Source organism: Sporosarcina sp. P16b, assembly GCF_002743065.1.
Lineage (GTDB): Bacteria > Bacillota > Bacilli > Bacillales_A > Planococcaceae > Sporosarcina.
On record NZ_PDYO01000012.1, the window covers coordinates 1 to 26000 of the forward strand.

Annotated in this window: 27 protein-coding genes; 13 read left to right on the plus strand and 14 right to left on the minus strand. The window is 42.7% G+C overall.

Annotated features, from left to right (window positions below; translation table 11 throughout):
* Positions 1–333 precede the first annotated feature (333 nt).
* Positions 334–1236 (minus strand): DMT family transporter, encoded by a 903-nt coding sequence (locus CSV77_RS12420; RefSeq protein WP_099673671.1) that lies wholly within the window; start codon positions 1234–1236, stop codon positions 334–336.
* Positions 1237–1361: 125 nt separating this feature from the next.
* On the opposite strand from CSV77_RS12420, the gene CSV77_RS12425 reads away from it, so the two are divergent.
* Complete coding sequence (locus CSV77_RS12425) at positions 1362–2084, plus strand: MgtC/SapB family protein (RefSeq protein ID WP_099632637.1); 723 nt, start codon at positions 1362–1364, stop codon at positions 2082–2084.
* 102 nt (positions 2085–2186) lie between these two features.
* On the opposite strand, the gene CSV77_RS12430 is transcribed toward CSV77_RS12425, so the two are convergent.
* The gene (locus CSV77_RS12430) at positions 2187–3350 is read right to left on the minus strand and encodes an iron-containing alcohol dehydrogenase (RefSeq protein WP_099673672.1); all 1164 of its coding nucleotides are present in this window, start codon (positions 3348–3350) and stop codon (positions 2187–2189) included.
* Positions 3351–3454: 104 nt separating this feature from the next.
* Here CSV77_RS12430 and CSV77_RS12435 point away from each other — a divergent pair, with 104 nt between their 5' ends.
* On the plus strand, positions 3455–3712 hold the full coding sequence (locus tag CSV77_RS12435; RefSeq protein ID WP_099632635.1) for a DUF378 domain-containing protein: 258 nt from the start codon (positions 3455–3457) through the stop codon (positions 3710–3712).
* Between the two features lie 41 nt (positions 3713–3753).
* On the opposite strand, the gene CSV77_RS12440 is transcribed toward CSV77_RS12435, so the two are convergent.
* From CSV77_RS12440 to pruA, 3 genes are all read right to left on the minus strand, one after another.
* On the minus strand, positions 3754–4998 hold the full coding sequence (locus tag CSV77_RS12440; protein ID WP_099632634.1) for a Glu/Leu/Phe/Val family dehydrogenase: 1245 nt from the start codon (positions 4996–4998) through the stop codon (positions 3754–3756).
* Between the two features lie 136 nt (positions 4999–5134).
* A complete protein-coding gene (locus tag CSV77_RS12445) occupies positions 5135–6328 on the minus strand; it encodes an ornithine--oxo-acid transaminase (protein ID WP_099673673.1) in 1194 nt (397 codons plus the stop codon).
* Positions 6329–6361: 33 nt separating this feature from the next.
* Positions 6362–7906, minus strand: a complete 1545-nt coding sequence (gene pruA / locus CSV77_RS12450; protein WP_099673674.1) for an L-glutamate gamma-semialdehyde dehydrogenase — start codon at positions 7904–7906, stop codon at positions 6362–6364.
* Between the two features lie 179 nt (positions 7907–8085).
* On the opposite strand from pruA, the gene CSV77_RS12455 reads away from it, so the two are divergent.
* Positions 8086–9387 (plus strand): sigma 54-interacting transcriptional regulator, encoded by a 1302-nt coding sequence (locus CSV77_RS12455; protein ID WP_233192645.1) that lies wholly within the window; start codon positions 8086–8088, stop codon positions 9385–9387.
* A 79-nt stretch (positions 9388–9466) separates the two neighbouring features.
* On the opposite strand, the gene yugI is transcribed toward CSV77_RS12455, so the two are convergent.
* The 4 genes from yugI to CSV77_RS12475 form a co-directional block, all read right to left on the minus strand.
* Positions 9467–9841: a S1 domain-containing post-transcriptional regulator GSP13 gene (gene yugI, locus CSV77_RS12460; protein WP_029054404.1), complete on the minus strand. Its 375-nt coding sequence runs from the start codon at positions 9839–9841 to the stop codon at positions 9467–9469.
* Positions 9842–9959: 118 nt separating this feature from the next.
* The gene (locus CSV77_RS12465; RefSeq protein ID WP_099632631.1) at positions 9960–10226 is read right to left on the minus strand and encodes a DUF1871 family protein; all 267 of its coding nucleotides are present in this window, start codon (positions 10224–10226) and stop codon (positions 9960–9962) included.
* Positions 10227–10341: 115 nt separating this feature from the next.
* On the minus strand, positions 10342–10563 hold the full coding sequence (locus tag CSV77_RS12470; protein WP_099632630.1) for a hypothetical protein: 222 nt from the start codon (positions 10561–10563) through the stop codon (positions 10342–10344).
* Between the two features lie 29 nt (positions 10564–10592).
* Positions 10593–11180, minus strand: coding sequence for a peptidylprolyl isomerase (locus CSV77_RS12475; RefSeq protein ID WP_099673675.1), 588 nt, complete (start codon positions 11178–11180; stop codon positions 10593–10595).
* Positions 11181–11598: 418 nt separating this feature from the next.
* On the opposite strand from CSV77_RS12475, the gene CSV77_RS12480 reads away from it, so the two are divergent.
* Together CSV77_RS12480 and CSV77_RS12485 are read left to right on the plus strand one after the other, a co-directional pair.
* The gene (locus tag CSV77_RS12480; protein WP_099630818.1) at positions 11599–12840 is read left to right on the plus strand and encodes an MFS transporter; all 1242 of its coding nucleotides are present in this window, start codon (positions 11599–11601) and stop codon (positions 12838–12840) included.
* Positions 12841–12958: 118 nt separating this feature from the next.
* Entirely contained in the window at positions 12959–14812 is a 1854-nt protein-coding gene (locus CSV77_RS12485) for a transglycosylase domain-containing protein (RefSeq protein WP_099673676.1), read from the plus strand.
* Positions 14813–14856: 44 nt separating this feature from the next.
* Here CSV77_RS12485 and CSV77_RS12490 read toward each other — a convergent pair whose 3' ends face one another.
* The gene (locus CSV77_RS12490) at positions 14857–15429 is read right to left on the minus strand and encodes a DUF5366 family protein (protein WP_099673677.1); all 573 of its coding nucleotides are present in this window, start codon (positions 15427–15429) and stop codon (positions 14857–14859) included.
* 160 nt (positions 15430–15589) lie between these two features.
* Between CSV77_RS12490 and CSV77_RS12495 the strand changes: the two genes are divergently transcribed.
* Genes CSV77_RS12495 through mnhG form a run of 7 tightly spaced genes read left to right on the plus strand, consistent with a single transcriptional unit; the run spans position 15590 to position 21380 of the window.
* The gene (locus CSV77_RS12495) at positions 15590–18019 is read left to right on the plus strand and encodes a Na+/H+ antiporter subunit A (protein ID WP_199203752.1); all 2430 of its coding nucleotides are present in this window, start codon (positions 15590–15592) and stop codon (positions 18017–18019) included.
* On the plus strand, positions 18006–18428 hold the full coding sequence (locus tag CSV77_RS12500) for a Na(+)/H(+) antiporter subunit B (RefSeq protein WP_085131428.1): 423 nt from the start codon (positions 18006–18008) through the stop codon (positions 18426–18428). Before CSV77_RS12495 ends, CSV77_RS12500 begins: the two co-directional genes overlap by 14 nt.
* Positions 18428–18769, plus strand: coding sequence for a Na(+)/H(+) antiporter subunit C (locus tag CSV77_RS12505; RefSeq protein WP_085131429.1), 342 nt, complete (start codon positions 18428–18430; stop codon positions 18767–18769). Before CSV77_RS12500 ends, CSV77_RS12505 begins: the two co-directional genes overlap by 1 nt.
* Positions 18762–20246, plus strand: a complete 1485-nt coding sequence (locus CSV77_RS12510) for a Na+/H+ antiporter subunit D (RefSeq protein ID WP_099673679.1) — start codon at positions 18762–18764, stop codon at positions 20244–20246. Before CSV77_RS12505 ends, CSV77_RS12510 begins: the two co-directional genes overlap by 8 nt.
* Positions 20247–20252: 6 nt before the next feature.
* On the plus strand, positions 20253–20735 hold the full coding sequence (locus tag CSV77_RS12515; protein WP_099673680.1) for a Na+/H+ antiporter subunit E: 483 nt from the start codon (positions 20253–20255) through the stop codon (positions 20733–20735).
* On the plus strand, positions 20732–21013 hold the full coding sequence (locus CSV77_RS12520) for a Na(+)/H(+) antiporter subunit F1 (RefSeq protein ID WP_099630813.1): 282 nt from the start codon (positions 20732–20734) through the stop codon (positions 21011–21013). The genes CSV77_RS12515 and CSV77_RS12520 overlap by 4 nt, the downstream gene beginning before the upstream one ends.
* Positions 20997–21380: a monovalent cation/H(+) antiporter subunit G gene (gene mnhG, locus CSV77_RS12525; RefSeq protein WP_099637058.1), complete on the plus strand. Its 384-nt coding sequence runs from the start codon at positions 20997–20999 to the stop codon at positions 21378–21380. The genes CSV77_RS12520 and mnhG overlap by 17 nt, the downstream gene beginning before the upstream one ends.
* 17 nt (positions 21381–21397) lie before the next feature.
* Here mnhG and CSV77_RS12530 read toward each other — a convergent pair whose 3' ends face one another.
* A complete protein-coding gene (locus tag CSV77_RS12530) occupies positions 21398–21643 on the minus strand; it encodes a hypothetical protein (RefSeq protein WP_099673681.1) in 246 nt (81 codons plus the stop codon).
* A 70-nt stretch (positions 21644–21713) separates the two neighbouring features.
* Entirely contained in the window at positions 21714–23228 is a 1515-nt protein-coding gene (locus CSV77_RS12535; RefSeq protein ID WP_099673682.1) for a leucyl aminopeptidase, read from the minus strand.
* Positions 23229–23386: 158 nt separating this feature from the next.
* Between CSV77_RS12535 and CSV77_RS12540 the strand changes: the two genes are divergently transcribed.
* Positions 23387–23863: a divergent PAP2 family protein gene (locus tag CSV77_RS12540; RefSeq protein WP_099630809.1), complete on the plus strand. Its 477-nt coding sequence runs from the start codon at positions 23387–23389 to the stop codon at positions 23861–23863.
* Positions 23864–24224: 361 nt separating this feature from the next.
* Here the strand turns inward: CSV77_RS12540 and CSV77_RS12545 are convergent, their stop codons facing one another.
* Complete coding sequence (locus CSV77_RS12545) at positions 24225–24551, minus strand: YuiB family protein (RefSeq protein WP_099630808.1); 327 nt, start codon at positions 24549–24551, stop codon at positions 24225–24227.
* Positions 24552–24770: 219 nt separating this feature from the next.
* The gene (locus tag CSV77_RS12550; RefSeq protein ID WP_099673683.1) at positions 24771–25985 is read right to left on the minus strand and encodes an NAD(P)/FAD-dependent oxidoreductase; all 1215 of its coding nucleotides are present in this window, start codon (positions 25983–25985) and stop codon (positions 24771–24773) included.
* Between the last annotated feature and the right edge of the window lie 15 nt (positions 25986–26000).

Genomic DNA, 26000 nt, shown 5'->3' on the forward strand with positions numbered 1-26000 from the left:
AGTACGCTCCCTCCTTCTCTCCTTCATCTCCTAGTACTTCACTACATCTTGTCAGTCAGTAAAATGAAAATTCGATTAGCTCGAGTTTCATTTGCTGGCATCAATTAAGATACTCATTTTGTTTGTGTCACCGTAAAGTGCACAAACTGTATTTCGTTAACGTTTTGCTGTTCAGTTTTCAAGGTTCGTGTTTGTTAGTCGTATAAAAGCGACTTCTCTATCTTACACTCGGTTTTTGTCGAAGTCAACAACTTTTTTAAAAAAGTTTTTTATGTTGTTTTCGATTACGTCCGAAGCGACAAGAACTAATATACAATAGATCGTCTAGAGAAATCAAGTGTTTTTCGTAAATAGTTTTTTCTTTATTGCTTTTATATCAATAACAAACAGCAAAACCCCTATCAGGACAACGATTGCACCTCTTAATTGTAGAGAAGTTATTTTTTCGTGCAACACAAAAAACGCAGCAATTGAAGCGAGTACCGGCTCAAACAGAACGGCGATCGACACGACATTTGTACTCACCCATTTGACTGCCCAGTTGAATAACGTATGCCCCAACAGATTCGGTAAGATAGCCAAAGCTAGAAACCATCCCCAATCCGAAGTGGGATATCCGAAGAAAGGTTCTTGCGTGATGAGCACATAGAAAAACAGTGCAACCGAACTCACGGAATAAATAAGAAAGGTATACGTCACGAGTGATATTCTTTTACGCACATTTTGACCTATCAATAAATATGCGGTAACGAATGCACAAGCGAGTAATGCCAGTATATCTCCAAATAACGCAGCTCCACTTACTTGAAAATCTCCCCAACTAATAATGAAGCTTCCTGTTAATGCAATGAAAACAGCAGTCAGCATCTTTCCTGTAATGATTTCTTTAAAGAACAATGCGGTACCTGCTAAAGCAAAAATTGGTTGCAGCGTCACTAATACAGTCGAGCTGGCAACTGACGTGTAGTTTAAGGATTCGAACCACAGTATAAAATGAACTGCTAGAAGGATTCCTGAACTCGCAGTAAACAGCCAATCTTTTTTTGTTAACGACATGAGTTCGCTACGATAAGAAATTAAAAATAACGGAAGCATAATAACAACTGAAAAGAACATACGATAAAAGGCGATGACTCCTGCATCTGCAGTAGCCATTTTCACAAAGATTGCGGATAGTCCAATAGTTAGGACACCAATCGCAATGGGTATATAGGGATGTATTAGCGGTTTATTCAAAATATCACTTCTCTTTCTATCTCTCTTCCCATTACAATAGAAGAAGAGGCATGTACCAATCGATTGCCGTATAAAAGAGAGTATATAGGTAATCTTCCTATTTTGTAAGTGAAGGGGGATAATTTATGTTAACGATCCTTGCCGATTCATTTAATGGAGAAGCATTAATAAAAATCAGTATCGCCCTAGTACTAAGTATCATTATGGGCGTGGAGCGTGAGATCAAAAAAAAACCTATTGGACTAAAAACGAGTGCAGTCATCGCTACCTTCAGTTGTCTATTGACAATCATCTCAATGGAAGCCGCTTATTTAGTCCCCGCTCGTAATGATATTAATATTACAATGGATCCTTTGCGACTATCCGCACAAATTGTCAGTGGTGTTGGGTTCCTAGGTGCCGGAGCTATATTGCGCAGGGACAATGATAATATTACCGGGCTTACTACAGCTGCCATGATTTGGGGGGCAGCGGGAATTGGTATCGCGGTAGGTGCGGGCTTCTATATCGAGGCATTGTTCACTGTAGTGAGTGTAATGATCGTCATCGAGCTAGTAGCGCCTTTATTAGGCAGATTCGGCCCTAAACGCTTGCGCACTAAAGAAGCAAATTGTACGGTCATCATTACTCAAAAGTCTAAAATTGACGATCTCGTCAGGTACTTGAATGAAGAACATATGGAAATTGACCATATGCGTATCAAACAATTTCAGACACCTGAACGCCAATATCACCACGAATTGCAATTCAAACTTATGGCACACCCTAAAAAGTCTACCTCCGCACTCTACATAGAACTCACTACGCTTTCCTATGTAGAATCAGTAGAACTTGTTATTTATCCATAATAAAACGCCAAGTCGACGTGACCTGACGTGATAAACTGAAAGCAAACCCTCTACAGGTTACGCTTTCAGTTTTTTTATTCAATTGACAAATGACTACAGAGGTCACAAACTAGCCTTCAATACAGTGAAAACTTCATCTTTGGATAATTGAGCGAATCTACCGACCGGCCCATTCACAACTGCTTTTTCTACCATTAACTCCAATTTAGAGTCATCAATATCATAATCAGCTAACGTAACAGGTGCGCCAATCTTCTTCCAATAAGCACTTAAAGAGTCGATTCCTTCAATCGCAATTTCCTCGTCCGACTTATCAGCTGGATCTACTCCGAATACACGAACCGCCAACTGAACAAAGCGTTGAGGATTTTTCGGGAATGTTTGCTTCATCCAGTGCGGGAATAAAATCGCTAAACCGCCAGCGTGAGGAATGTCGTAGACAGCAGAGACAGCGTGTTCGATAGTATGCGTACCCCAATCCCCTTTTGTACCCATCGATAGAAAACCATTTAATCCCCAAACTCCTGCAAACATCATGGATTCGCGAAGCTCTAGGTTCTCCGGATCTTTCACGAGCTGCTCTCCAGTCTTCATAACGGAACGCAATGCCGCTTCACATAGTTCATCTTGGAACGAAGCATTATTTGCAGTATGGAAGTATTGCTCTAACATGTGTGACATCGTATCAACAATACCATTGACCGTTTGATCTAGCGGTACTGACAATGTATATTCAGGATCCAATATAGAGAACTTTGGATAGTTTAACGGTCCGCCCCATCCATATTTCTCCTGTGTTTCTTCATTAGTAATAACAGAACCCGCATTCATCTCTGAACTAGTCGCAGTAAGCGTCAGCACCGTTCCAAATGGCAATGCTTCTTTAGGTGTTGCTTTGCCTGTTACGAAGTCCCAAGGATCACCATCGTATTTCGCCGCAGAAGCAATCAACTTCGTACAGTCTATAACAGAACCACCACCTGCTGCGATAATCACATCAATATGATGTTCTTTACACAGGTCTGCGCCTCTTTTAGCTGTTGACAGTCGGGGATTCGGTTCAACGCCCGGCATCTCTACTATTTCAAAATCATTGTCGTTCAATAATGTCATGATCTCATCATATAAGCCATTACGTTTAATGCTGCCTCCACCGTATACTAAGAGTACCTTTTTACCGTATTTTTCAAGTTCTTCAGGTAAATGCTGCAGTTGATCTTTGCCGAATATTAATTTAGTCGGATTGTTGAAAATAAAATTATCCACATCGTACGCCTCCTTCTTCTTACTTCCCATTATGAAAAAGATGTATTAACGATGCAAGTATAGTGTTCTAAAAACAGGATATACTTTTCATAGGAGGAGATAAAATGGAAACATTGCAAAAAGTTACGTTAGCAATTGCGTTAATTGGCGCATTAAACTGGGGCGTTGTCGGGATTTTCCGTTTTGATGTCATCGCACAACTAACAGAAGGTGCTTACCAGCCATTAGCACGCTTCCTTTATATCGTAATCGGATTATCTGGCCTCATGGCGTTACAAGTTTTGTTTACGTATTGGCGCAGAGAAGGGGAACCGAAATCTACCGAAGAGATCCAATCCACTTCATCCATCAAACAAATATAAAAGGCATCTCCTCACACTCGAGGAGATGCCTTTTATCACTTTTATACCCAACCACGAAAACGGCTTGCTTCCGCTGTTTTACGTACACCAATCATATATGCTGCTAAACGCATATCGATATTACGTGTAGTTGCGATATTGTAAACATTTTCAAACGCTTGAACCATCTTCGCTGTCATTTTTTCACGTACTTCTTCTTCAGACCAGTAATACCCCATATTATTCTGAACCCATTCAAAATACGATACCGTTACACCACCAGCGCTAGCCAATACGTCAGGCACTAGTAGAATACCGCGATCTGTTAGGATTTTTGTCGCTTCCGAAGTAGTTGGACCGTTAGCTGCTTCCACTACGATGTTCGCTTTGATATTATGAGCATTTTTTTCTGTGATTTGATTTTCGATTGCCGCTGGAACTAGAATATCACATTCCATTTCGAGTAATTCCGCATTTGTTAGCGTATTGTCGAATAATGTAGTGACTGTTCCAAAGCTGTCACGACGATCAAGTAGATAGTCGATATCTAAACCATCCGGATCATACAATGCACCGTATGCATCGGAAATACCGATTACTTTCGCGCCTGAATCATGTAAAAACTTAGATAGGAAACTGCCTGCGTTACCAAATCCTTGGATGATTACACGTGCACCCTTCATATCAATATTACGACGTTTTGCCGCTTCATTAATAATGATCGTTACACCTTCAGCTGTTGCGCGCTCGCGGCCATGTGAACCGCCAAGTACGACTGGCTTCCCTGTAATGAAACCAGGTGAGTTGAATTCATCAATTTTACTATATTCATCCATCATCCATGCCATGATTTGCGAATTCGTAAAGACGTCCGGTGCAGGAATATCCTTTGCAGGTCCCATTACCTGACTAAGTGCACGCACATAGCCACGGCTCAAACGTTCTAATTCGCCCATCGACATTTCTCGCGGATCACATATGATGCCGCCCTTAGCACCACCATATGGTAAGTCTACAATTCCTGCTTTAAGGGTCATCCACATAGAAAGTGCCTTTACTTCCTCCGCACTAACGTTAGGATGGTAACGAATTCCACCTTTTGTCGGTCCCACAGCATCATTGTGTTGACCGCGGTATCCAGTAAATACTTTCACTTTTCCATCGTCCATACGGATAGGAATACGTACTTCTACCATTAGAAGTGGTTCTTTCAATAGTTCATACATTCCTTCATCATAGCCTAGCTTTTCAAGTGCATCTTTTATAACAACTTGTGTAGACGTAAATAGATTCAGGTTTTCTGTCATTGTATGGCTCGCCTCTTTGTTTGTTTTTGTCTTTCACGGACACATTATAACACGGGCATAGTCAAACATCCACTCATCGATTCCAAATCTTTTTCGAATTTTTTTGTGATGTAAAATCTTGGTGGTAGTGTATTACTTACTTGTTAAATACTGTGCGAATCTTTTCCAATGCCCAATCCAACTCATCTTTCGTAATAATCAATGGTGGAGCGAAACGAATCACTGTATCGTGTGTTTCTTTACATAATAAACCTAACTTTTTTAGCTCTTCACAATACGGGCGTGCCGATTCGGTTAATTCCATTCCAATAAACAATCCACGTCCACGCACCTCTTTAATTGCAGGATGTGATATTTTTTTCAGTTCATTCATGAAATAATTTCCTAATTCCTTGGATTGTTTCGCAAGCTCCTCGTCTTCCAACACTTCAATTGCCGCTAATGATACTGCGCACGCCATTGGATTTCCACCAAATGTTGATCCATGAGATCCCGGATTGAATACACCTAGGACGTTATCATTCGCAAGTACACAGGAAATTGGGTATACTCCTCCGCCGAGCGCCTTACCAAGGATATACATATCTGGCGTCACGCCTTCGTAGTTACAAGCAAACATTTCGCCTGTACGACAGAGTCCTGCTTGAATTTCATCCGCTATAAAGAGAATGTTTTCCTCTTTACATAATTCCGAAGCTTCCTTCATGAATCCTTCAGGCGGAATAATGATTCCAGCCTCTCCTTGGATCGGCTCAATTAGGAAAGCAGCTGTATTGGAAGTAATAGCTGCTTTCAATGCATCAATATCCCCGTACTCTACTAACTTGATTCCGGGTAGCAATGGACCGAATCCTTTTTTATATTCAGGATCGGATGACAAGGAAACCGCCCCCAGTGTACGGCCGTGGAAATTTCCTACACATGCAATAATTTCTGCGTGGTTGCCTGCCACGCCTTTCACATCATACGCCCAGCGTCTCGCGGCTTTTAAAGCTGTCTCCACTGCCTCTGCGCCAGTGTTCATAGGTAAAACCATGTTTTTGCCCGAAAGCTCTGCCATTTTTTCATACCACGGACCTAATTGATCATTATGGAATGCACGGGAAGTTAGCGTTACACGATCCGCTTGGTCCTTCAGCGCTTGAATGATTTTCGGATGGCGATGTCCTTGGTTGAGCGCAGAATAAGCAGCTAACATATCCAAATACTTAGTACCTTCAGGATCTGTTACCCAAACACCTTTCGCTTCAGAAATAACGATGGGTAGCGGATTATAGTTATTTGCACCATATTTTTTTGTTTTCTCAATCACTTTCGTCGTTTTCGTCATATTCGTTCACTCCTTCAAATTCACCTCAACGATTTACAGCATCTCGGATGTCGTTTTCCCTTGCATATGCAGTTGCAAGTAATCAGGTCCGCCGGCTTTTGAATCAGTACCGGACATGTTGAAACCGCCAAAAGGCTGGTATCCAACGATAGCGCCTGTACAACCTCTGTTGAAATATAGATTACCTACATGGAAGTCTTCTCGAGCTTGCTCAATATGGTGTCGGTTCTTCGTAATGACCGCACCTGTTAGACCGTAGTCTGTATCGTTTGCAAATTCAATCGCTTCTGTAAACGATGAAGCTTTTGAAAGCGCCACGACTGGACCGAAGATTTCTTCTTGGGAAATTCGTGCATTTGGATCCACATCTGCGAATACGGTTGGCGCAATGAAGTATCCTTTCGAATCGTCACCAGTACCACCCGCAATGAGACGTCCCTCTTGCTTGCCTATTTCAATATAATCCATGATTTTATCAAAAGCTGCCTGGTCAATAACTGGACCCGCTGTGTTGTTGCCATCGATTGGATCACCCCAGTTATATGACTTCGTGATTTCTTCTACGCGCTTTACTACTTCATCGTAAACATCTTCATGAATGATCGCACGGGAACACGCTGAACACTTTTGGCCACTGAATCCGAATGATGAAGATACGATAGATTGCGCAGCCAATTCTAAATCCGCTTCATTGTCGACAACAATCGTATCTTTACCGCCCATCTCCGCAATCACACGTTTCAACCAAATTTGACCGTCATGTACTTTGGCCGCACGTTCAAAAATACGTGTACCTACTTCACGTGAACCTGTGAATGAAACGAAACGAGTGTCCTTGTGGTCGACCAAGTAGTCACCAATCTCAGAACCTGATCCTGGGATGAAGTTGACGACACCAGCTGGCATTCCCGCCTCTTCCAGTACTTCAATAAATTTATAGGCAACGACCGTTGTTGTGGAAGCCGGCTTCAACAGGACGGTGTTTCCTGTTACAAGTGCACCTACTGTTGTACCCGCCATGATCGCAAATGCGAAATTCCATGGTGAAATCACTACCCCTACACCAAGTGGTACATAATCGAATCGGTTATATTCACCTGGTCTACTCTCCACATGCATACCTTCTTTTAGTCTAAGCATCTGACGGGCGTAATATTCCATAAAGTCGATACCTTCAGCGACATCTGCATCCGCTTCATTCCAAGGCTTTCCCGCCTCCTTTGTAAGCAGTGCAGAAAACTCAAACTTACGACGCCTAACGATTGCAGCCGCTTTAAATAATACATCCGCACGAAATTCCGGCTTGACTTTTCTCCACGTTTTGAATGTTTCTCTCGCAGTATTCATCGCTTGTTCTGCTAGATCACGACTAGCTTGCGAGACATTGCCGATGATCTCTTTTTTATTAGAAGGGTTAGTGGATGCTAACTTCTTGTCTGTCATTATGCGTTCGCCACCGATAATTAGCGGATAATCTTGTCCTAGATAACTTTCTACAACTGTTAAGCCTTCTTCATACGCTTGGCGATTTTCTTTAACTGTAAAATCAGTGAACGGTTCGTGTTTGTATGGAATCATTTGGAATCAAATCCTCCTTTATAATTGGAACGCAAAAATTATTTGCGTTTGGTAGCGTTTACATTTATAATGATGCAAGAAAACGTTGCACATTGCAAGCTTTTTATTGTAATTATTTTTAAATTCTATTAACTTGGCGACTGAAATACGATAGTACATACAGTAGGAAGGTGTTTCAATTGAAAACATACGAAAAATTATTGAATATATGCAATCAGTTTGCAGTAGACCATGCAAATATCGGTATACACGCTGTGGATCATTCAGGACGAACCATTGTCTATAACCGTAAAATGAAGGACATTGAAGGATTAAATCTTGAAGATATAAAAGATCATTCCATTTTGGAGTTATTTAACTTTGATAAAAATGAAAGTACGTTATTGAAAGTATTACAAAGTGGAGAGCCTCAATTGCGTGTGAAGCAGAGATATTGGAATACGAATAAAGTAGAAATCACGACGATGAATGACACGTACCCTATTTATGAACAACAAGAGTTAATCGGTGCGATTGAGTTCGCTCAAGATATTACCGCATTGGAAAGATTTGTTTTACAACCATTGCGTAAAAATCGCGGGCCGATTACATTCACTCAAATTACTGCCCATTCAGCTGTCATGAAATCGGTCATTTCCACCGCCGAGAAAGCAGCGGAGGCTGGATTACCAGTTTTATTAATTGGAGAAACAGGTGTAGGGAAGGATAATCTTGCTGAGGCTATCCACTATGGATCAGTTGAAAACGAGAGGGTTTTCCATACTTTCCATTGTCTACATGCGGATACAGATATCATTCAACAACTTGAAGAAACGTTGCAGCAGCAACCGTCTATGACGTTATTTTGCGAACGTATCGATAGTTTATCGATCTCTTTGCAACAGGCATTGCTGTTTGTCTTACAGAAAACATCCAGTCATCAATTTATTGCAAGTATCGGGGATGATCCAGTCGAGCTTATCGCATCGGGCACATTGCTAAAAGAGCTTTACTACTTTTTCGCCTCTTTCACCATTAGGATTCCCCCTCTTCGAAAGCGTCCGGAAGATATTATCCCTTTTGCTGAATCGTATTTAAAGAGTAGAATAGAATCGCTAGGGACAGGATTGACGAAAATCGATGAAAAGGTAAGAGAATCACTTATCGCATACGGATGGCCGGGGAATTTGCGAGAGCTCGAGCTGCTTCTCGATGAAGTCTCATCCATGCGCACAACAGAAAACACGCTCACTTTTGACATGTTACCTCTGCAATTTAAGATAAAGATAGAATCTACAGCGAATGACGCTTCACAACCAAGAGATTTTATCGTTCAAAGCGATTCAAAGCTAGTACCGTTTGATCAGTATTTACGTGAAGCCGAGAAGTATTATCTTCAAAAAGCAATGGAGCTACATGATCATAACATTACAAAAACTGCGAGCTCTCTCGGTATGAGTAGACAGAACTTGCAGTATCGATTGAGGAAACTGAAGGACTAGATAAGTAGTAACGATTGCAATTTCAAAGACAAAAAGGACAGACGTAGAAGCACTTACCACTTCTACGTCTGTCCTTTTATTAACGTCCGGATTGTTCAATCCAGCCTTGTAGTTTATCTTTCAGTGAATTAAAACCATCAGCGTCTTGCTGATCCACGCGTTCTTGCAATGATTGACGAGAACGAGAGTGATTCAGGTAAGAACTTGGTGGTTCCTGTAATGCACGGATCGACAAGCTGATTTTACTAGCCCCTTCATCCACATCCAATACTTTGACGTGAACTTCTTGTCCAACTTCCAAAAACTCATGAATATCCTTTACGAATCCATACGTGATTTCAGAGATGTGCACTAAGCCTTGCGTTGAGGCATCCAGCGCTACAAACGCACCGTACGGCTGTATGCCGGTAACTTTTCCGGTCAGCTCATCTCCTACTGCAAATTTGTGAGACATGCCAAACAGCTCCCAATCTAAAGTAGTATCTAGTCTGCCACTAAGGCCGCTTCATAGTATACCATATTTTGATGTTTTGAACAAAAAAAGAGCCATCTGAATAGATGGCGTGGAGTAGTTAATATGTAACGATTGATTTGGCTTCATATTTAACAGCAATCAGTTTATAGGATATGTCCATACAGTTCTCTAATGGTATCCAAATTTCATGGGCGTGCTCATAGATATCGCGAATATACTTAGCTAAGTCTGCTGGATGATCTACATGATGGAGTTTCGTCACTATTTCAGTGATTTCAGTACCATATGCATATTCCCCCTCTTGGAATGGATCCCATTGCTTAAGAAGTGAGACTGCTTTTTTATTCATTTCAATGGTTTGCATGATTCGTCACCTGATTTGTGTTTTCTTTTAATGATAGCATAACAGCTAGTAAGAGAACAGTTGGAGGTATTTTGGTAATTTACGAGACTGGCTGATTAAAAAAAGAACATCCCGATCAATCGATGGGATGTCCTGAGTTGTTATGTTGTTGTCGTTCTTTTAAAATACGTTGTTCCAGCTCTTTCGTTTCTTCTTCCTGCTGTTTGGATTTCTTGATAATCCAACGAAATACGAACAGCATTAGCGTCATGAAGATGACGAAAGAGATTGCTGCTGGGATGTATTCTGATTTATCTTCAGGAAAATAAAGAAACGGCATTAATAGAACGAAGTCCATGCTAGTTTCCCCCTACGAATCAAATACGATTACTTTTGGATAATTTCGATTGATTCAATTTTAATTTCTTCGTTTGGCTTATTATCGCGGTTAGTTTTTGCAGTTGCAATGTTGTCGACAACGTCCATTCCTTCTAACACTTGACCAAATACAGTGTGCTTCTGATCTAAGTGTGGTGTTCCACCGTTTTCTTCATATGCAGCTGCAATTTCTTCAGGCCATCCACCCTGTTTCAATTGTGAGGCTGAAGCGTTTGCTGAAGAAGCCTGTACGATGAAGAACTGGCTACCGTTTGTGTTGGGTCCAGCGTTCGCCATAGATAAAGCGCCGCGCAAGTTGAATAGATCCATAGTAAACTCATCTTGGAATGTGTTGCCGTAGATGCTCTCTCCGCCCATTCCAGTTCCAGTTGGATCTCCACCTTGGATCATGAATTCAGGAATAACGCGGTGGAAAATAATACCGTCGTAGTAGCCATTCTCTGCGTGAGTCAAGAAGTTTTCAACTGTTTTTGGAACGCGCTCTTTAAAAAGTTTTATTTTGATTGGTCCCATTGTTGTGTTCATCGTTACGAGTGCTTCGTTTTCTGCTACTTCAGTTGATAGTTGTGGATACATGATATTCCTCCTCAAATTTGCGTGCTTGTTCATTTTGGTGCATGTTTTGTATATGAAAACAGTCTATCATAGATGATGGCAAAATTCGATCATTGTAACTGTGACAGTTAGTTGACAATGTTTAGTGTGGCGTGAAAACGCGCAACCTGGAGAAAGGACAACATTGATCCACTTATCGAACAATGCGAGTATCGCTCATTATTTCGTGTAACTGCTCATAGTTCATGTGTAACCGCTCAATGTTTACCGCCAACCGCTCTATCCATGTCCGCGAGCGCTCTATGTATTACCTCACCCGCTCAATGGCCCGCGCTATCCGCTCTATCCACGTTTAATGTAAGCACTATGTTTCCTTCGAATGCCGAATTGTTTTATACTGAATATTATCTAAGCATTACAGGAGGAAGGCGGTTCAACGTTGAGTCGACATAAGAAAAATTTCATTATCATCTGGGTCACGAACTTTCTTGTAGCAGGTACGATGACGATGATTATGCCGTTCCTGTCGTTATATATTGAAACATTCGGGGATTATTCTGACGCATATGTCCAGAAGTGGGCTGGGTTAATTTTTGGTGCTACGTTTATTACCGCACTGATCATGTCACCTATTTGGGGGCGTTTTGCAGATCGTTTCGGTTTTAAACCTATATTGCTCATTAATGGTTTTGGAATTACGATTTCAGTTTTTTTAATGGGCTTTGTTAATTCCGTAGAAACTTTTTTCGTGTTGAGACTACTAATGGGGTTGGTTACAGGTTTCTTACCGACTTCATTAGCTTTCATTTCTTCTCAAACGCCACGTGAGGAAGCCGGCAAGATGCTTGGCACGTTGCAAATGGGCGGTGTTGCGGGAATGTTATTCGGCCCCGTTCTCGGTGGTCTAATGGCTGATACGTTTGGGTTTGAGTATGCTTTCATCATCACATCTATTTCCGTTATGATTGCCACGTTGCTCGTGTTATTTGGAATTAAAGAGCAAGCGCGGGTACAGGTGCGGAAAGTTGCAAAGTATTCGCGGAAAGTTATTTTGGGTGGATTGTTCAAGCACCGTCTGATGTTTAACGTAATGGTCGTCACGACGTTGATCCAAATCGGGAATTTCAGCATTCAGCCATTGTTGTCACTCTACGTAGCGGATTTGACCCATGCTGCGTCCAACGTAGCGTTTCTCGCTGGATTGACGTTCAGTGCAACAGGTCTCGGTAATTTACTATTCGCTAGGTATTGGGGGAAAGTGGGCGACAATGTAGGATATGAAAAAATCCTTGGACTACTGCTGATCATGTCGTTCATCTTCATTATCCCACAGGCTTTCGCTACGTCACTTTGGCAACTTGTTTTATTGCGGTTCTTATTTGGAATCTCAACTGGCGGGATGATTCCACTTACGACAGCGCTTGTTCGTCGTGAAGCGCCACTGGAAGTTCAAGGCGAGGTCATGGGGTATAACACCAGCTTCCGTTTCCTCGGTAATATTATCGGACCGATGTTTGGTGGAATTGTCAGTGGATATATCGGGATTCCTGCCGTATTCATCGTGACAGGCATATTATTCGTCGTCGGGTATTTGTTCCTGTCAATGGCAGTACGACGGCCTACACAGGATTTCGAACATTTCCTAGAAGACCGGCAAGATGAAGCGAATGAACACACATAAATTTAGCCACGCGCGCTTTTCAGTAGCGCGTTTTTTTATTTCCTATTGATTCAGACGACAGGTGTCGTGTTATGTTATATTTTTCTATAGCGATATGATAGTACAGGGGGCTAGTTAGTTGAAACAAACGGTTGGATTAGTGATTACGCTTGCTTGCGTTCCGCTATTATTATTTATCCAAAATCAAATCTACGCAGAAACCGCGCAGACGGAAACCTTGCATGCTTCTATTCGTAAGGCAGTGCAGTTGGAAGCGCCTGTAATGGTCTCCCCTATTCAAATGAAAGACCGTAACGGGAAATTGTTTGCGGAAGAATATACCGAATGGCGGCAACCCATTCATTTGCAAGATGTGACGTTTTTCACGCGCCAGTTATTTTTAAAAAGTGAAGACCGGACATTTTATGAGCACCGAGGTTATGATATAGCAGCGATTATTCGAGCTTTCAAGATCAATGCAGCGGCAGACGCTAAGCAACAAGGCGCTTCTACCATTACACAGCAAGTCGTGCGAATGCGTCATCTAACGACCGAGAAAACGTACGAACGAAAGTTCAAAGAGCTCTTCTTTGCAGCAGAGTTGGAAAAACAATCGACAAAAGATGAAATCCTGGAAATGTATTTGAACGAAATGTACTTCGGCAATCAAGTATACGGAATCGGTGGTGCGGCTAGCTACTACTTCAGCCGGCCTCTTGAAAAACTGCATGAGGCAGAAATTGCATTTTTGGCGGCCATTCCAAATAATCCTTCTCTTTATAACCCGATCAAGCATTTTGATCAAACGAAAGAACGTCAACTACGACTTCTTCGAGTCATGCTCGACCAGCAAGTCATTACACAAGAGCAATTTGAAGAGTATAGTAAGTTGCCCATTCAATTGAACGTTAAGAATAAAGAACAGTTTTATCCAATGTACAGTTCATATGTATTAGAAGAATTGAAAGACCTTATCGCGCAAGCGGAAGGGCTGGATGTGTCGATGGCTAAAGCCAAAACGCCAGAAGAACGACAACGCTGGCAGAGTGAAATCAATCGGCGTACGCAAGAAGTGGCCAGCAAAGGCGTGACAATCGATACGGCACTTGATCCAAACAAGCAACAGCATGATGAAAATCGATTGAATGCACTGATTGGAACAGGCGGTGTGCAGGCTGGAGCTGCTGTCATCGACAATGAGATGCGTGAGATCATCAGCTTATATGCAGGATCGGGCTATAAAAAAACCGACTTCAACCGGGCTTTTCAAGCTGTTCGACAACCAGGGTCAGCAATCAAGCCATTGCTTGTCTATGCACCGTTTTTCGAAAGTGGGCCGTATCATGCGGATACGCCCGTCAACAGTAGTAATATTTGTATTGCCAGTTATTGTCCGAAAAACTTCGGCCACTATCAGTTTGGTACGACTACCGTACGGGAAGCATTCCGGAATAGTTATAACACAACAGCTGTACGTTTATTGCAACGTGTAGGAATCGACGAGGCATTCTCTCATCTAGCACCTTTTCATTTCCGACACATCGTTGCGGCTGACCGTTCCTACCCTGCAGCGCTTGGTGGATTTTCTAAAGGTGTCACGCCACTGGAGCTTGCCGGAGCCACTACGAGTTTTATCGACGGGACGTACGTGACCCCGCATGCCATTCGCTCGGTAAAGGATAGTAAAGGTGAGGTATTGTATAAATGGAAAGATAGATCAAAAGCGGTTTGGTCCCCTTCCACGGTCAATAGCATTCGTTCCTTGATGAAAGAAGTCGTTGTGAACGGTACAGGCGAAGGAATAGCTTACACAACGAGCTATACCGGAGCGAAAACAGGAACGACCGATTCGTTTAAAGACTTGTGGACAATCGGCATGAATGATCGTTATACGTCGGCAGTCTGGATTGGGTATGACAGACCTACACCCATCCCGCGTCTGCGTGATCAAAAAATTCATTTGCGGGCATTCTCCTCAACGTTGCGACCATAAAAGCCTTGCCAGGTCCGTTAGTTGGATCTGCAAGGCTTTTTCATTTATTTCACTGGATTGGCTAACGGGATACTGGCGAGTACTCCGTTGTATAGACGGAAAATGATATACACAAGTCCCGCCACCAAGACGCTCCAAATGATAATTTGAAAGAATATCAAACCGACTGTGTGCGTCAATGGCATAAAGGGACTTAATTTGTACACTACGTAAATAAAGTAAACGAAAGACGTGAGGAAGAAAATCAGTGCTAGCATCTTCCAAGATTGAATACCGATTACCGAAGCGAGTGCACCAATAAAGTAAATGATCACACCGGATTTTGAAGCGCTATACGATGCATCTGCTTCTTCTTTTAGGAAAAATAATAAAGCCGTTTCATGAATGGTGACGGCAATCAGTTTTAAAGCTGCAAATAGCATGAAGAATACTAAAGCATACATTGTCAGTAAAAAGAGGCGTAATTGAAGGTCGGTTAAGAACTCCCTCATGCCTTGATAGAGACCAATTTCCTTAAAAAGGATCAGTGTCTCCCCTACGCTATAAACGCCAAAAGTCAAACTGAATAACAAGATGGAGACAAATGGTAAATAGCTGAACAAATATGGATTTTTCATAATACCCCCAAAAAATATTTTTTCCCCTTCTAATAATATAAGAAGGAAGTCGAATAAAGCAATAAATGGTCAACTGTCGTCTATGCAATTTGAAATGTTTTACGCTATACTAACAAATACGCCCACGCTTACGCCTCGGGAATGTGAATAAGTGAAGAACATGGTTGGAAGGAGGATTCTCTTGGAATTCGTGTTATTGATTTTTTTACCTGTAATCTTCGCAATACTCGTTCCTTTTGTTTATAAGAAAATTAAAGGAATACATACAGGTTGGTTTGTTTTACTTGTACCTCTCGTGTTGTTTGGCTATTACGCAAGTTTTTTGCCGTTAGTCATGGATGGTGGTCATGCTATTTCTGAAATGAAATGGATTCCTTCACTTGGAATTGCGTTTACTTCATACATAGATGGTCTTAGTTTATTATTCACGCTATTGATCACCGGAATCGGTTCGTTAGTAGTATTGTACTCCGTATTTTATATGGATAGGGAAAAAGAGGATCTTGGTAGTTTTTATGTCTACTTACTGATTTTCATGACCGCTATGCTCGGAGTCGTGCAATCTGACAACACGATGACACTCTATTTGTTCTGGGAGTTAACGTCCATTTCGTCCTTCTTATTGATTGGCTTCTGGTACACCAAGGACAAGTCACGTTTTGGCGCATTAAAATCGATGATGATTACGGTGTTTGGTGGATTAATGATGCTCGGGGCATTCATTTTACTCAGTATCATGGGAGAAACGTTCTCTGTTAGGGAATTGATCGCAGAAGCTCCTGAACTCGTGAGTCAACCGTACTTTACTCTGGCATTAGTTTTACTCTTGCTCGGTGCCTTTACGAAGTCCGCACAATTTCCATTCTATATCTGGCTACCGGATGCAATGGAAGCGCCCACACCAGTTAGTGCGTATTTACACTCTGCGACGATGGTGAAGGCGGGTATTTATTTGGTCGCACGATTTACGCCGATTTTCGGCTCAGCGTCCACTTGGATTTGGCTAGTTACAGGAATTGGATTGCTGACGTTGTTCTGGGGTTCATTCTTCGCAGTAAAGCAAACGGATTTGAAAGCGATTTTAGCATTTTCAACAGTCAGTCAACTTGGTTTAATCATGTCTTTACTTGGAGCAGGTGCTATCTCGTATCATGCGACCGCAGCCGTGTTTGGCTTCGCGACGTATGCGGCAATCTTCCACTTGATTAACCACGCCGCATTTAAAGGCGGGCTATTCATGATCGCTGGGATTATTGATCATGAAACCGGTACCAGAGATATACGTAAGCTCGGTGGATTAATGAGCGTTATGCCGATCAGCTTTACTGTTGCCGCGATTGGTTCATTATCTATGGCTGGTTTGCCACCATTCAGTGGATTCTTGAGTAAAGAGATGTTTTTGGAATCTATGGTAGCACTTCGACACTTTGAATTATTCAACTTTGATACATGGGGGATACTGTTCCCGATCGTCGCTTGGATTGCCAGCGTGTTTACGTTTACGTACAGTATGTATTTTGTTTTAAAAACATTTATGGGACAGAAGAAATTGGATCAATTGCCGAAACAGCCGCATGAAGCACCGATTGGTATGTTAATTTCGCCTATGATTTTGGCATCCATCGTCATTCTAGTGTTCTTCATCCCGAATGTCGTCGGTAAGTGGATAATTAAACCGGCCGTTATGGCGATTCAACCAACTTTGTACGCAAATCCGTCCGCTATCGATATTCATGTCAAAGCATGGCATGGTTTTGGGGCTGCTGGTTTATGGCTGACAGTTGGCGTCATCGCATTCGGTACGTTACTCTATCTAACCATTCCGAAATGGCAACCGCTTTATCGTATGCAGCCTGACAGTCTATCGCTGAATAACGGCTATGATGCGATGATGCGCGGAAGTGAAAAAGGATTGAATCGGGTTTCCCGTCTTTATATGACAGGTAAGATCCGGACCTACTTATTGTATATGTTCGCATTTATGTCTGTTACGATCATCGCGCTGTTGTTCATCAAAGACGCATTCGTTCTTGATATGAACAGTTTTGCAGCGATTACTTTATATGGCTCACTCAATGCTATCGTGTTGATTTTATCTGTCGGATTTGTGGTGTTTGCGAAGTCTCGTCTTGCTGCGATCATCGCGCTTGGCGGTGTCGGGTATTCTGTCGCGCTATTCTTCGTTATTTTCAAAGCGCCTGACTTAGCACTAACACAACTTGTCATCGAGACAGTATCCGTTGCGTTGTTCTTGCTGGCATTCAAACATTTGCCGGCACTCAGTACGCACGGGGAAACGAAACGCAATAAAATGGTTAATTTGATTGTTTCATTGAGTGTAGGCGTAATGGTGACATTGGTCGCCCTATCCAGCCACTCACAAAAAATGATTCCTTCAATTTCTCAATACTATAAAGATACGGTCAAGACAGAAGCAGCTGGCGGAAATATCGTCAACGTCATTCTTGTAGATTACCGTGGATTTGATACATTATTTGAGATCGCAGTACTCGCTATTGCAGGGATCGCGGTACTTGGTATGATTCGTTTGCGTGTATCGAGAAAGGAGCCGACCGATGAAAACAAATGATGTTATTTTACAAACCACAGCTAAAGTAGTGTTTTTCATCATCTTCTTGTTCTCCATACACATCTTTTTCGCGGGTCACTATGCACCAGGTGGAGGATTCGTAGGTGGCTTGTTGACGACAGGTGCGATTGTCCTGTTGTTGTTGGCATTCGATTTACGGACGATTCAACAGATTCTACCGTTCAACTTTACGGTCATGACGGCGATCGGATTATTGCTTGCGTTAGGTACAGCAGCGGGCTCGATTTTCTTTAATGTGCCATTCTTCACGCATGCATTCAGTGATTTTGACTTACCGCTGTTCGGACACACGTCCCTTCACACAGCGATGTTGTTCGATAGTGGTGTTTATTTAGTTGTCGTCGGTTCCGCCATCACGATTATTCAATCGATTGGAGGCGATGACTGATGGAGTTTATTCTTGCGATTCTCATCGGGATATTATTTACGGCAGCTGTCTATTTAATTCTATCGAGAAGTTTACTGAAAGTGATTTTAGGTACTGGTTTGCTCAGTCATGGAGCACACTTACTCATTCTTACGATGGGTGGACTCGGAGGCTCAGCGCCTCCCGTCCTAATCGACGGTGTGACTGATTTTGCAGATCCCCTGCCTCAAGCATTGATCTTAACTGCGATCGTCATCAGTTTTGGTGTGACGGCGGTCATGCTTGTCATGGCATATCGTATGTATGCTGTACACCAAACAGATAATATGAATGAATTGAGAGGGAATGATGAACATGATTAATCTTCTTTTATTTCCGATCATTATTCCTTTCTTTTTCGCGATGATCTTATTGTTTTTTAAAGAGCAGGTGGTCGTCCAGAGAGTTTTGACACTGATCGGATTGGCTCTCAGTCTAGTTGCTTCTTTTTGGCTTATCGCGACAGTGAAGACAGAAGGAATCCAAACCGTGACACTCGGGAGTTGGCCTGCACCATTTGGAATTACGATGGTGTCGGACATGTTCTCCGCCATGCTCGTCACGACGACGATTATCATTACATTTTTTGTCGTCATCTATAGCTTTTCATCCATCGGTGTAGAAAGAGAGAGATTTTTCTACTATCCTGCGATCCTGTTCATGATTACAGGAATCAATGGCGCTTTCACAACAGGCGATATTTTCAATATGTTCGTATTCTTCGAAGTGCTACTGATCGCATCCTATTTGCTTATTGTGCTTGGCGGCGAGAAACGGCAGCTTCGTGAATCTATCAAATACATATTGGTAAACGTTATTTCATCTGCCATCTTTGTCATTACGGTAGCGTATTTGTACTCTATCGTCGGTACATTGAATATGGCGGATATCTCAGTGAAGATTGCAGAGATCAATCAACCAGGAATTATTTCGGTTATTGCGATTTTGTTTTTGATCGTCTTTGGCATTAAAGGCGCAATCTTTCCCTTGTATTTCTGGTTACCCAATTCGTATGCTGCACCACCGATACCCGTTCTCGCATTATTCGGTGCCTTACTGACTAAAGTCGGTGTATATGCGATTACGCGTACCTATACGTTGTTTTTCGTGCACGACATTGGATTTACGCATCAGTTTTTGATGGTTCTATCGTTACTAACTATCATCGCAGGCTGTATCGGCGCTCTTGCGTATTTCGATGTAAAACAAATCATCATTTACAATATCATCATTGCAGTAGGTGTCATCTTGTTCGGCGTAACTCAAATGAACACGTCTGGACTCGAGGGCGCGGTTTACTATTTAATTCATGATATGTTGATCAAAGGGGCATTGTTTGTCCTGATCGGTATCATAGTTTACGTAACCGGCACTTCGAACTTGCGGCAGATGGGCGGTTTAATTAAAACGCATGGCACGCTTGGTTGGACGTATTTAATCGCTGCGTTCGGTCTGGCTGGCATCCCTCCATTGAGTGGATTTATCGGGAAAGTGCTGATCACAAAAGGGGCATTTGAAGCGGATCACGTGATCGGCAGTATCATTATTTTGGCTTCAAGCCTAGTAGTACTACTATCTGTCATTCGGATTTTCATTTATGCATTTTGGGGTGCTCAAAAGAACGAGCTACCTGTTCGCGATTCACGAACGTATCGCCAAATGATGTTCCCAGCTGTTATGTTGGTACTCATTTCGGTAGCGTACGGTGTAGGTACGGAGTGGCTTATGCCATATATGACGGATGCAGCGAATGTACTGGCTGATCCATCCATCTATATAAATGCGGTGTTAAAGGAGTAGAGGTCAATGGCTTTTCAGATACTATTAAATTTCTTCATTGCAGTCGTTTGGATGTTCATGTCAAGTTCATTGACACCTTCTACGTTCATCATAGGATATCTTATCGGGCTGTTGATGATCATCATGACACGCCGCTATTTCAGTGGACGCTTGTACATTTGGCGAATCTGGTCTGCAGTGAAACTGACAGCGATTTTCCTGAAAGAACTGATCATGTCGAATATTTCCGTGTTGCTACTAGTAATCAAGCCGGATTTATCGACACTGCAGCCGATGTTCTTCGCTTTGCCGACTGAGCTCGAAAAAGATTGGGAAATCACGTTGTTATCTAGTTTAATTACGTTAACGCCTGGTACGGTCGTCGTTCATGTTTCAGATGATCAGCGTACTTTGTATATCCATGCGATTGATGTAGACGATGTGGATGAAGCAATCGATTCTATTAAAAACACATTCGAGAAAGCCATTATGGAGGTGAGCCGAGGATGAATGTATTTTATTCTGTCTGTCTCGTGCTAGTCATCCTGTCTATGCTCGGATTACTATACCGTGTATGGAAAGGACCTTCCGTGCCGGATCGTTTAGTAGCTCTTGACGCGATCGGTGTCATGCTCATATCAGCAATCGCACTGTTTTCCATCTTGTTCGACACACCTTTCTTCATCGATGCGATTCTATTGATCGCCATTATGTCGTTTATTGGCACAGTGTCCTTCTCCAAATTCATTGAGAGAGGAGAGATTATCGAACGTGGACCTAATCGCTGACATTATGATTGTGTTACTCGTTACGGTGGGGATCATTTTTACGATCGTCACAGTCATTGGAATTTTACGGCTCCCAGATGTCTATACACGTGCACATGCTGCTTCGAAGAGCGCTACGCTTGGCGTTATGAGTTTACTGCTTGGCGTATTTCTCCACTTTTGGTGGAATGAAGGCCATTTCAGTGTGGCATTATTACTTGGGATCGTCTTCTTGTTCATCACTTCTCCGATTGGCGGTCACTTAATGACTCGCGCTGCGTATATGTCGGGTGTAAAGCCTACCGAATTAACGGTTGGAGATGATCTAAAAGAAGCTGTAATAGAAATACGCATAGAATCAGATAAAAACACGCCGGATGACGAATAGTCATCACGGCGTGTTTTTTAATAGTATGGATAATAAGGATAATATGGTTGTGGATAGTATGGATAGCTGTTGTAGTAAGGTGGATAATTTCCTCCACCGTAGCCGTAACCATAGCCTGGAGAAATAGCATTACCTAAAAATCCGCCAACTAAGCCACCTAGAAAAGGACCTCCGAATCCACCGAAACCACCAAATCCACCGCCATACCCTCCACCATGATGACGACCGCCACCGTATCCACCTCTATAATTATGTCTTGTCATCCAAGCTCCCCCTTTCCCTCTATCCTATGACTAACCGGAAAGAAGGAATGGGGAAAGCGCCTATACTGAATTATTCTTGTGGTTCTGCTTCAGCAGCCAAGCGCTCCACAAAGGTCGCCAATGTACGCACCATAACGCCCGTCGCACCTTTCGGACCGAGCGCATGTGGTGTCGCTGCATCAGACGTACCTGCAATATCTAAATGAATCCACGGTGTATCCCCAACAAATTCTCCGACGAAGCCGCCTCCGAAGATCATATGGCCATCTCGTCCCGGTGAGTTATTTACATCTGCGACATCACTTTTGCGAATCCGGCGACGATCGCTCTCCGTTAAGGGCAGTTGCCAAATGAATTCCCCTGTTTCCTCCGCCGCTTCCTGAAATTTTTTATAGAATGCGTCATGGTTGGTCAGTGTACCCGTTTTATCATGACCGAGCGCCACAATGACACCGCCTGTCAGCGTGGCCACATCAATCAAATACTCAGCGCCCGCTTGCTTCGCATACGTCACTGCATCAGCTAATACTAAACGACCTTCCGCGTCTGTATTCAACACTTCAATGGTCTTTCCGCTTAAGGATGTGATCACATCATCCGGCTTGAACGCTTCACCGGAGATCATGTTATCGGAAGAAGCAATGACCGCAATCACATTTTTCTTCGGTCGTGATTCCCCTATGATCGCCATAGCGCCAAGTACAGCTGCTGCGCCACCCATATCCCCTTTCATGCCAACCATGCCGTCCTTAGGCTTCAATGAATAGCCGCCCGTATCATAAGTAATTCCTTTACCGACTAAACCAATGACATCTTCCCACTGTTCCGTCGCTTGATACTTAAGAACAATGAGTTTCGGTTCTTCAACTGAACCTTGATTGACCGCAAGAATGGCTCCCATACCAAGCTCTTCCATTTCGGCTTTACCCAGAATATCTATTTCTAAGTCATAGCTTTCCGCCAATTCTTGTGCGTATTCCGCCATCTTGGTTGGCGTCAATAAATTAGGGGGTACATTGACTAGCGTCCTCGCTTCGTTCACTGCGTGTGCGGAGATCATGCCCACTTCTCCTGCAGTAGTCACACGGTCTTCATCCTCCGTCGTAATGAATGTCACAGTAGTTAAGGAGACATCCACTTCATTGGATGAAGTCTTGAATCCTTCATATGTGTAGGAGCCCATTCCGATACCCTCAGAGGACAGGAACGCTACGTCCTCACTATCTATCTCCTCGTTAGAGAACGGCGCTGTCCAGACGCCTACAGTGCGCACACGGTCCTTGTGTAGTTGTTTACCTACGTCAGCGAATAATTCACGCAATAGCTGTTCTGTCAGTCGCTTCTGATTGCCAACGCCCACAAAGTACACCCGGTCGTAACTTTGCTTGGATAGCGCAGGCATTTTGGTAATCGCCTTACACTTCTGTTGAACGTCCTGTGATTTAATCCAGTCTGGCAATAAAGGATGGAAAGATTCAACGAACAAATCGAAACCTTCTACGTTCTCTGGATGATCTGGTATTCCTACAATAAGTACTTCTACTTCTGTCTGATCGATTGCGGATGCTGTTTCTACGTTTATCATGAATGGTTCCTCCCCTTTTCTTTACGCTTTCCCCATACTAGTATAGACTAGTCGGATTAGCACAAGCAACGAGCAGTATTCTGGATTGGAGACAACGAGTAGATCCAGATTATGTTATACTAATTTCTAAACTACTGACAGTAAGGGAGTGGAACCTCTTGGCTATTTTTGAAAACATACCGCTCCTCGTAGCGCTATTCGCCATCTTTTTTGCCCAATTTGTAAAAATTCCTATTCATTTTTTATTGACACGTAAACTCGATTTCGGACTCATGACGTCTACAGGTGGCATGCCGAGTTCCCACTCGGCGGCTGTCACTGCACTCACAACTGCTATCGCATTCGAAGCGGGCCTAGATTCACCATTATTCGCCATATCTGCTATATTCGCAGTCATTGTCATGTTCGACGCAACTGGCATCCGCTACCAAGCCGGACAACAAGCCGTCATCATCAACCAAATGCGTTCCGACTTCCAAATATTCGTCAACGATTTGAAAGATTGGCCGAAGAAAGACAATGACGCAAAAATTCAAGAACTGAAAACCCTACTCGGCCACAAACCAAACGAAGTATTTTTCGGAGCTCTAACAGGTATTCTCATCTCGATCTTTACGTATACCGTTATATTGTAACGTTGCAGTTAGAGAAAATCATTGCATCCACTCCGGAGCTTGCGGATGGCTTACGTTTTATAGTTGGAAAGATTTTTACACGTCAGTATATTTAGAAACATACACTAGTTGATCGTAAGTGGAAGGCGGCGACTCCCGATGGATTAGCGTGCGCCTTGAGACCCCGCAGAAGCGAAGCGCACGAGGAGGCTTAAGGCCACGCCCATGGGAAAGCGTCCGCCTGGAACGTCGATCAACGGTGCCCTCACCTCCTCTAATCTTTTTATCTCTAAAGCAACGTAAAAAACGGAACTGTCACAAGATGTCGTAATTCACGACTTCCTGTCCAGCTCCGTTTTTTCATATCACGTATGGAAAAACATCAAAACATCTGATAACCCATCTTGCGTAAAGCTTTCATTACAAAACCTGCGATAATCGCTCCCACCATACCACTCGCCAGAATCACGATATCCACGGCGTGCAGCGACATAAGATTCGCCCCCAGCTCACTAAAAGCAAAACTAGGCTTCGTAATGTACTCATACATCGGCACATCATCAATAATAAAAATTACAATAATCGGATAAATGATAGCCATAAGCCACGTCATACGTAACAACATATTTATTAAAAAACCGATACCGAAAAACATGACAATAAATATCAAGATTGATAGCATCACTTGTGCTATGGATATAGTTTGCATGCTTGCTAACCCCCAATTCATCACTTCAACATTTTACAGGATGATGCGACGGCTTTCAATAGAATGAGACAGTGTACACAGAACGTTCTTTTCAGATGTCATGAATTCTTAAAATCTGACAGACGATCTTTCCTAATTCAACTACTTCTACAGTTGACTTATTGCTTATTTTGATGCACGCAAAAAGCACTCGCAGAGGCGAGTGCTTTTCTATATTCATTATAATACGTTGAATTTACCTTTTTTAATCGTTAATCCAAGACCACCGATCATGAATAGAGCACGGTTATCGATCATTTTCTTCATGAAGGATGCCTTCGCACCTGTCACTTTTTTATCGAATACCACACCAATCGCATCGGAATCACCTAGAGAACAAACGCTACCTTTTAAATCCGGTACGAATTCTTTCGTTGGGTTCCCTTTCATCAATGCAATAATATTGTTAGCAATCATCTCGCCTTGTTGCATAGCGATTTGTGCAGTTGGTGGGTACGGACGATTGATTGCTTCGTTGATCATCAATGCACAATCACCTACAATAAATACATCATCGAATCCTGGTGCACGCATATCTTTTTCAACTTTAACACGAGCGCGCATGTTTTCTATACCCGATTCTTCGATCAAGTGGTTACCGCGAACGCCAGCAGCCCATACGACTGTACCCGCTTTGATGAATTCAAAATCATCTTCGCCTTTTTTAATCTTCACGCCTTCAGGAGTCGCTTCAACAACCGGCGTGCCGATAGAGAATTCTATGCCTTTTGCACCCAATTGACGCACCGCGTATTCCACCAGTTCCGGATCGAAACCAGGCAAGACCATTGGCGCTGCTTCTACACAAAGAATGCGCACTTTTTTGGCTGGTACATCATATTCTTTACATAGTTCTGGTACACGGTCTCCCAGTTCACCAAGGTACTCGATTCCTGTGAATCCAGCCCCACCTACGATGATAGTCAAACGGCTATCATCTTTAACTTCTTCAGTAGACCATGTAGCGAATTGATATTCCATGTGATCACGAATGTGACGAGCTGCATTCACATTGGCAATGGATAATGCGTACTTGTCCAAACCTGGGATTCCGAAAGTTTCTCCTTCGAAACCAAGACCAATTACTAAATAATCATATGTGTGAGAACCGAGGTTCGTTTTGACGTTTTTCGTTGCGACATCGATGCCCGTAACTTCAGCTTCGATGAACTTTACTTTATTGCTATTGATTACACTGGATATATCGTAGCGAACTTGTTCTGGAGTTAACGTTCCAGCTGCCGCTTCATGCAACCATGTAGATTCATAGTGATAGTCATTTTTGTTGATTAGAACGATATCTGCTTCATCTGCACCTAATGACTTTTGTAAATTCACAACCGTCATCAAACCGCCATAACCTGCACCCAATACTAAGATTGTTGGTCTTTTCACGTAAATCGAACCACC

Coding starts and splice junctions, on each gene's coding strand:
- CSV77_RS12510 (WP_099673679.1), top strand. CDS start 18,762: ATGATTAATCTTCTTTTATTTCCGATCATTATTCCTTTCTTTTTCGCG.
- CSV77_RS12490 (WP_099673677.1), bottom strand. CDS start 15,429: ATGAAAAATCCATATTTGTTCAGCTATTTACCATTTGTCTCCATCTTG.
- CSV77_RS12445 (WP_099673673.1), bottom strand. CDS start 6,328: ATGACGAAAACGACGAAAGTGATTGAGAAAACAAAAAAATATGGTGCA.
- CSV77_RS12505 (WP_085131429.1), top strand. CDS start 18,428: ATGGAGTTTATTCTTGCGATTCTCATCGGGATATTATTTACGGCAGCT.
- CSV77_RS12475 (WP_099673675.1), bottom strand. CDS start 11,180: ATGTATCCACAACTATCAACTGAAGTAGCAGAAAACGAAGCACTCGTA.
- CSV77_RS12520 (WP_099630813.1), top strand. CDS start 20,732: ATGAATGTATTTTATTCTGTCTGTCTCGTGCTAGTCATCCTGTCTATG.
- CSV77_RS12425 (WP_099632637.1), top strand. CDS start 1,362: ATGTTAACGATCCTTGCCGATTCATTTAATGGAGAAGCATTAATAAAA.
- yugI (WP_029054404.1), bottom strand. CDS start 9,841: ATGTCTCACAAATTTGCAGTAGGAGATGAGCTGACCGGAAAAGTTACC.
- CSV77_RS12545 (WP_099630808.1), bottom strand. CDS start 24,551: ATGCAAACTATATCCATAGCACAAGTGATGCTATCAATCTTGATATTT.
- CSV77_RS12515 (WP_099673680.1), top strand. CDS start 20,253: ATGGCTTTTCAGATACTATTAAATTTCTTCATTGCAGTCGTTTGGATG.
- CSV77_RS12465 (WP_099632631.1), bottom strand. CDS start 10,226: ATGCAAACCATTGAAATGAATAAAAAAGCAGTCTCACTTCTTAAGCAA.
- CSV77_RS12535 (WP_099673682.1), bottom strand. CDS start 23,228: ATGATAAACGTAGAAACAGCATCCGCAATCGATCAGACAGAAGTAGAA.
- CSV77_RS12435 (WP_099632635.1), top strand. CDS start 3,455: ATGGAAACATTGCAAAAAGTTACGTTAGCAATTGCGTTAATTGGCGCA.
- CSV77_RS12500 (WP_085131428.1), top strand. CDS start 18,006: ATGAAAACAAATGATGTTATTTTACAAACCACAGCTAAAGTAGTGTTT.
- CSV77_RS12440 (WP_099632634.1), bottom strand. CDS start 4,998: ATGACAGAAAACCTGAATCTATTTACGTCTACACAAGTTGTTATAAAA.
- pruA (WP_099673674.1), bottom strand. CDS start 7,906: ATGATTCCATACAAACACGAACCGTTCACTGATTTTACAGTTAAAGAA.
- CSV77_RS12495 (WP_199203752.1), top strand. CDS start 15,590: ATGGTTGGAAGGAGGATTCTCTTGGAATTCGTGTTATTGATTTTTTTA.
- CSV77_RS12470 (WP_099632630.1), bottom strand. CDS start 10,563: ATGGACTTCGTTCTATTAATGCCGTTTCTTTATTTTCCTGAAGATAAA.
- CSV77_RS12530 (WP_099673681.1), bottom strand. CDS start 21,643: ATGACAAGACATAATTATAGAGGTGGATACGGTGGCGGTCGTCATCAT.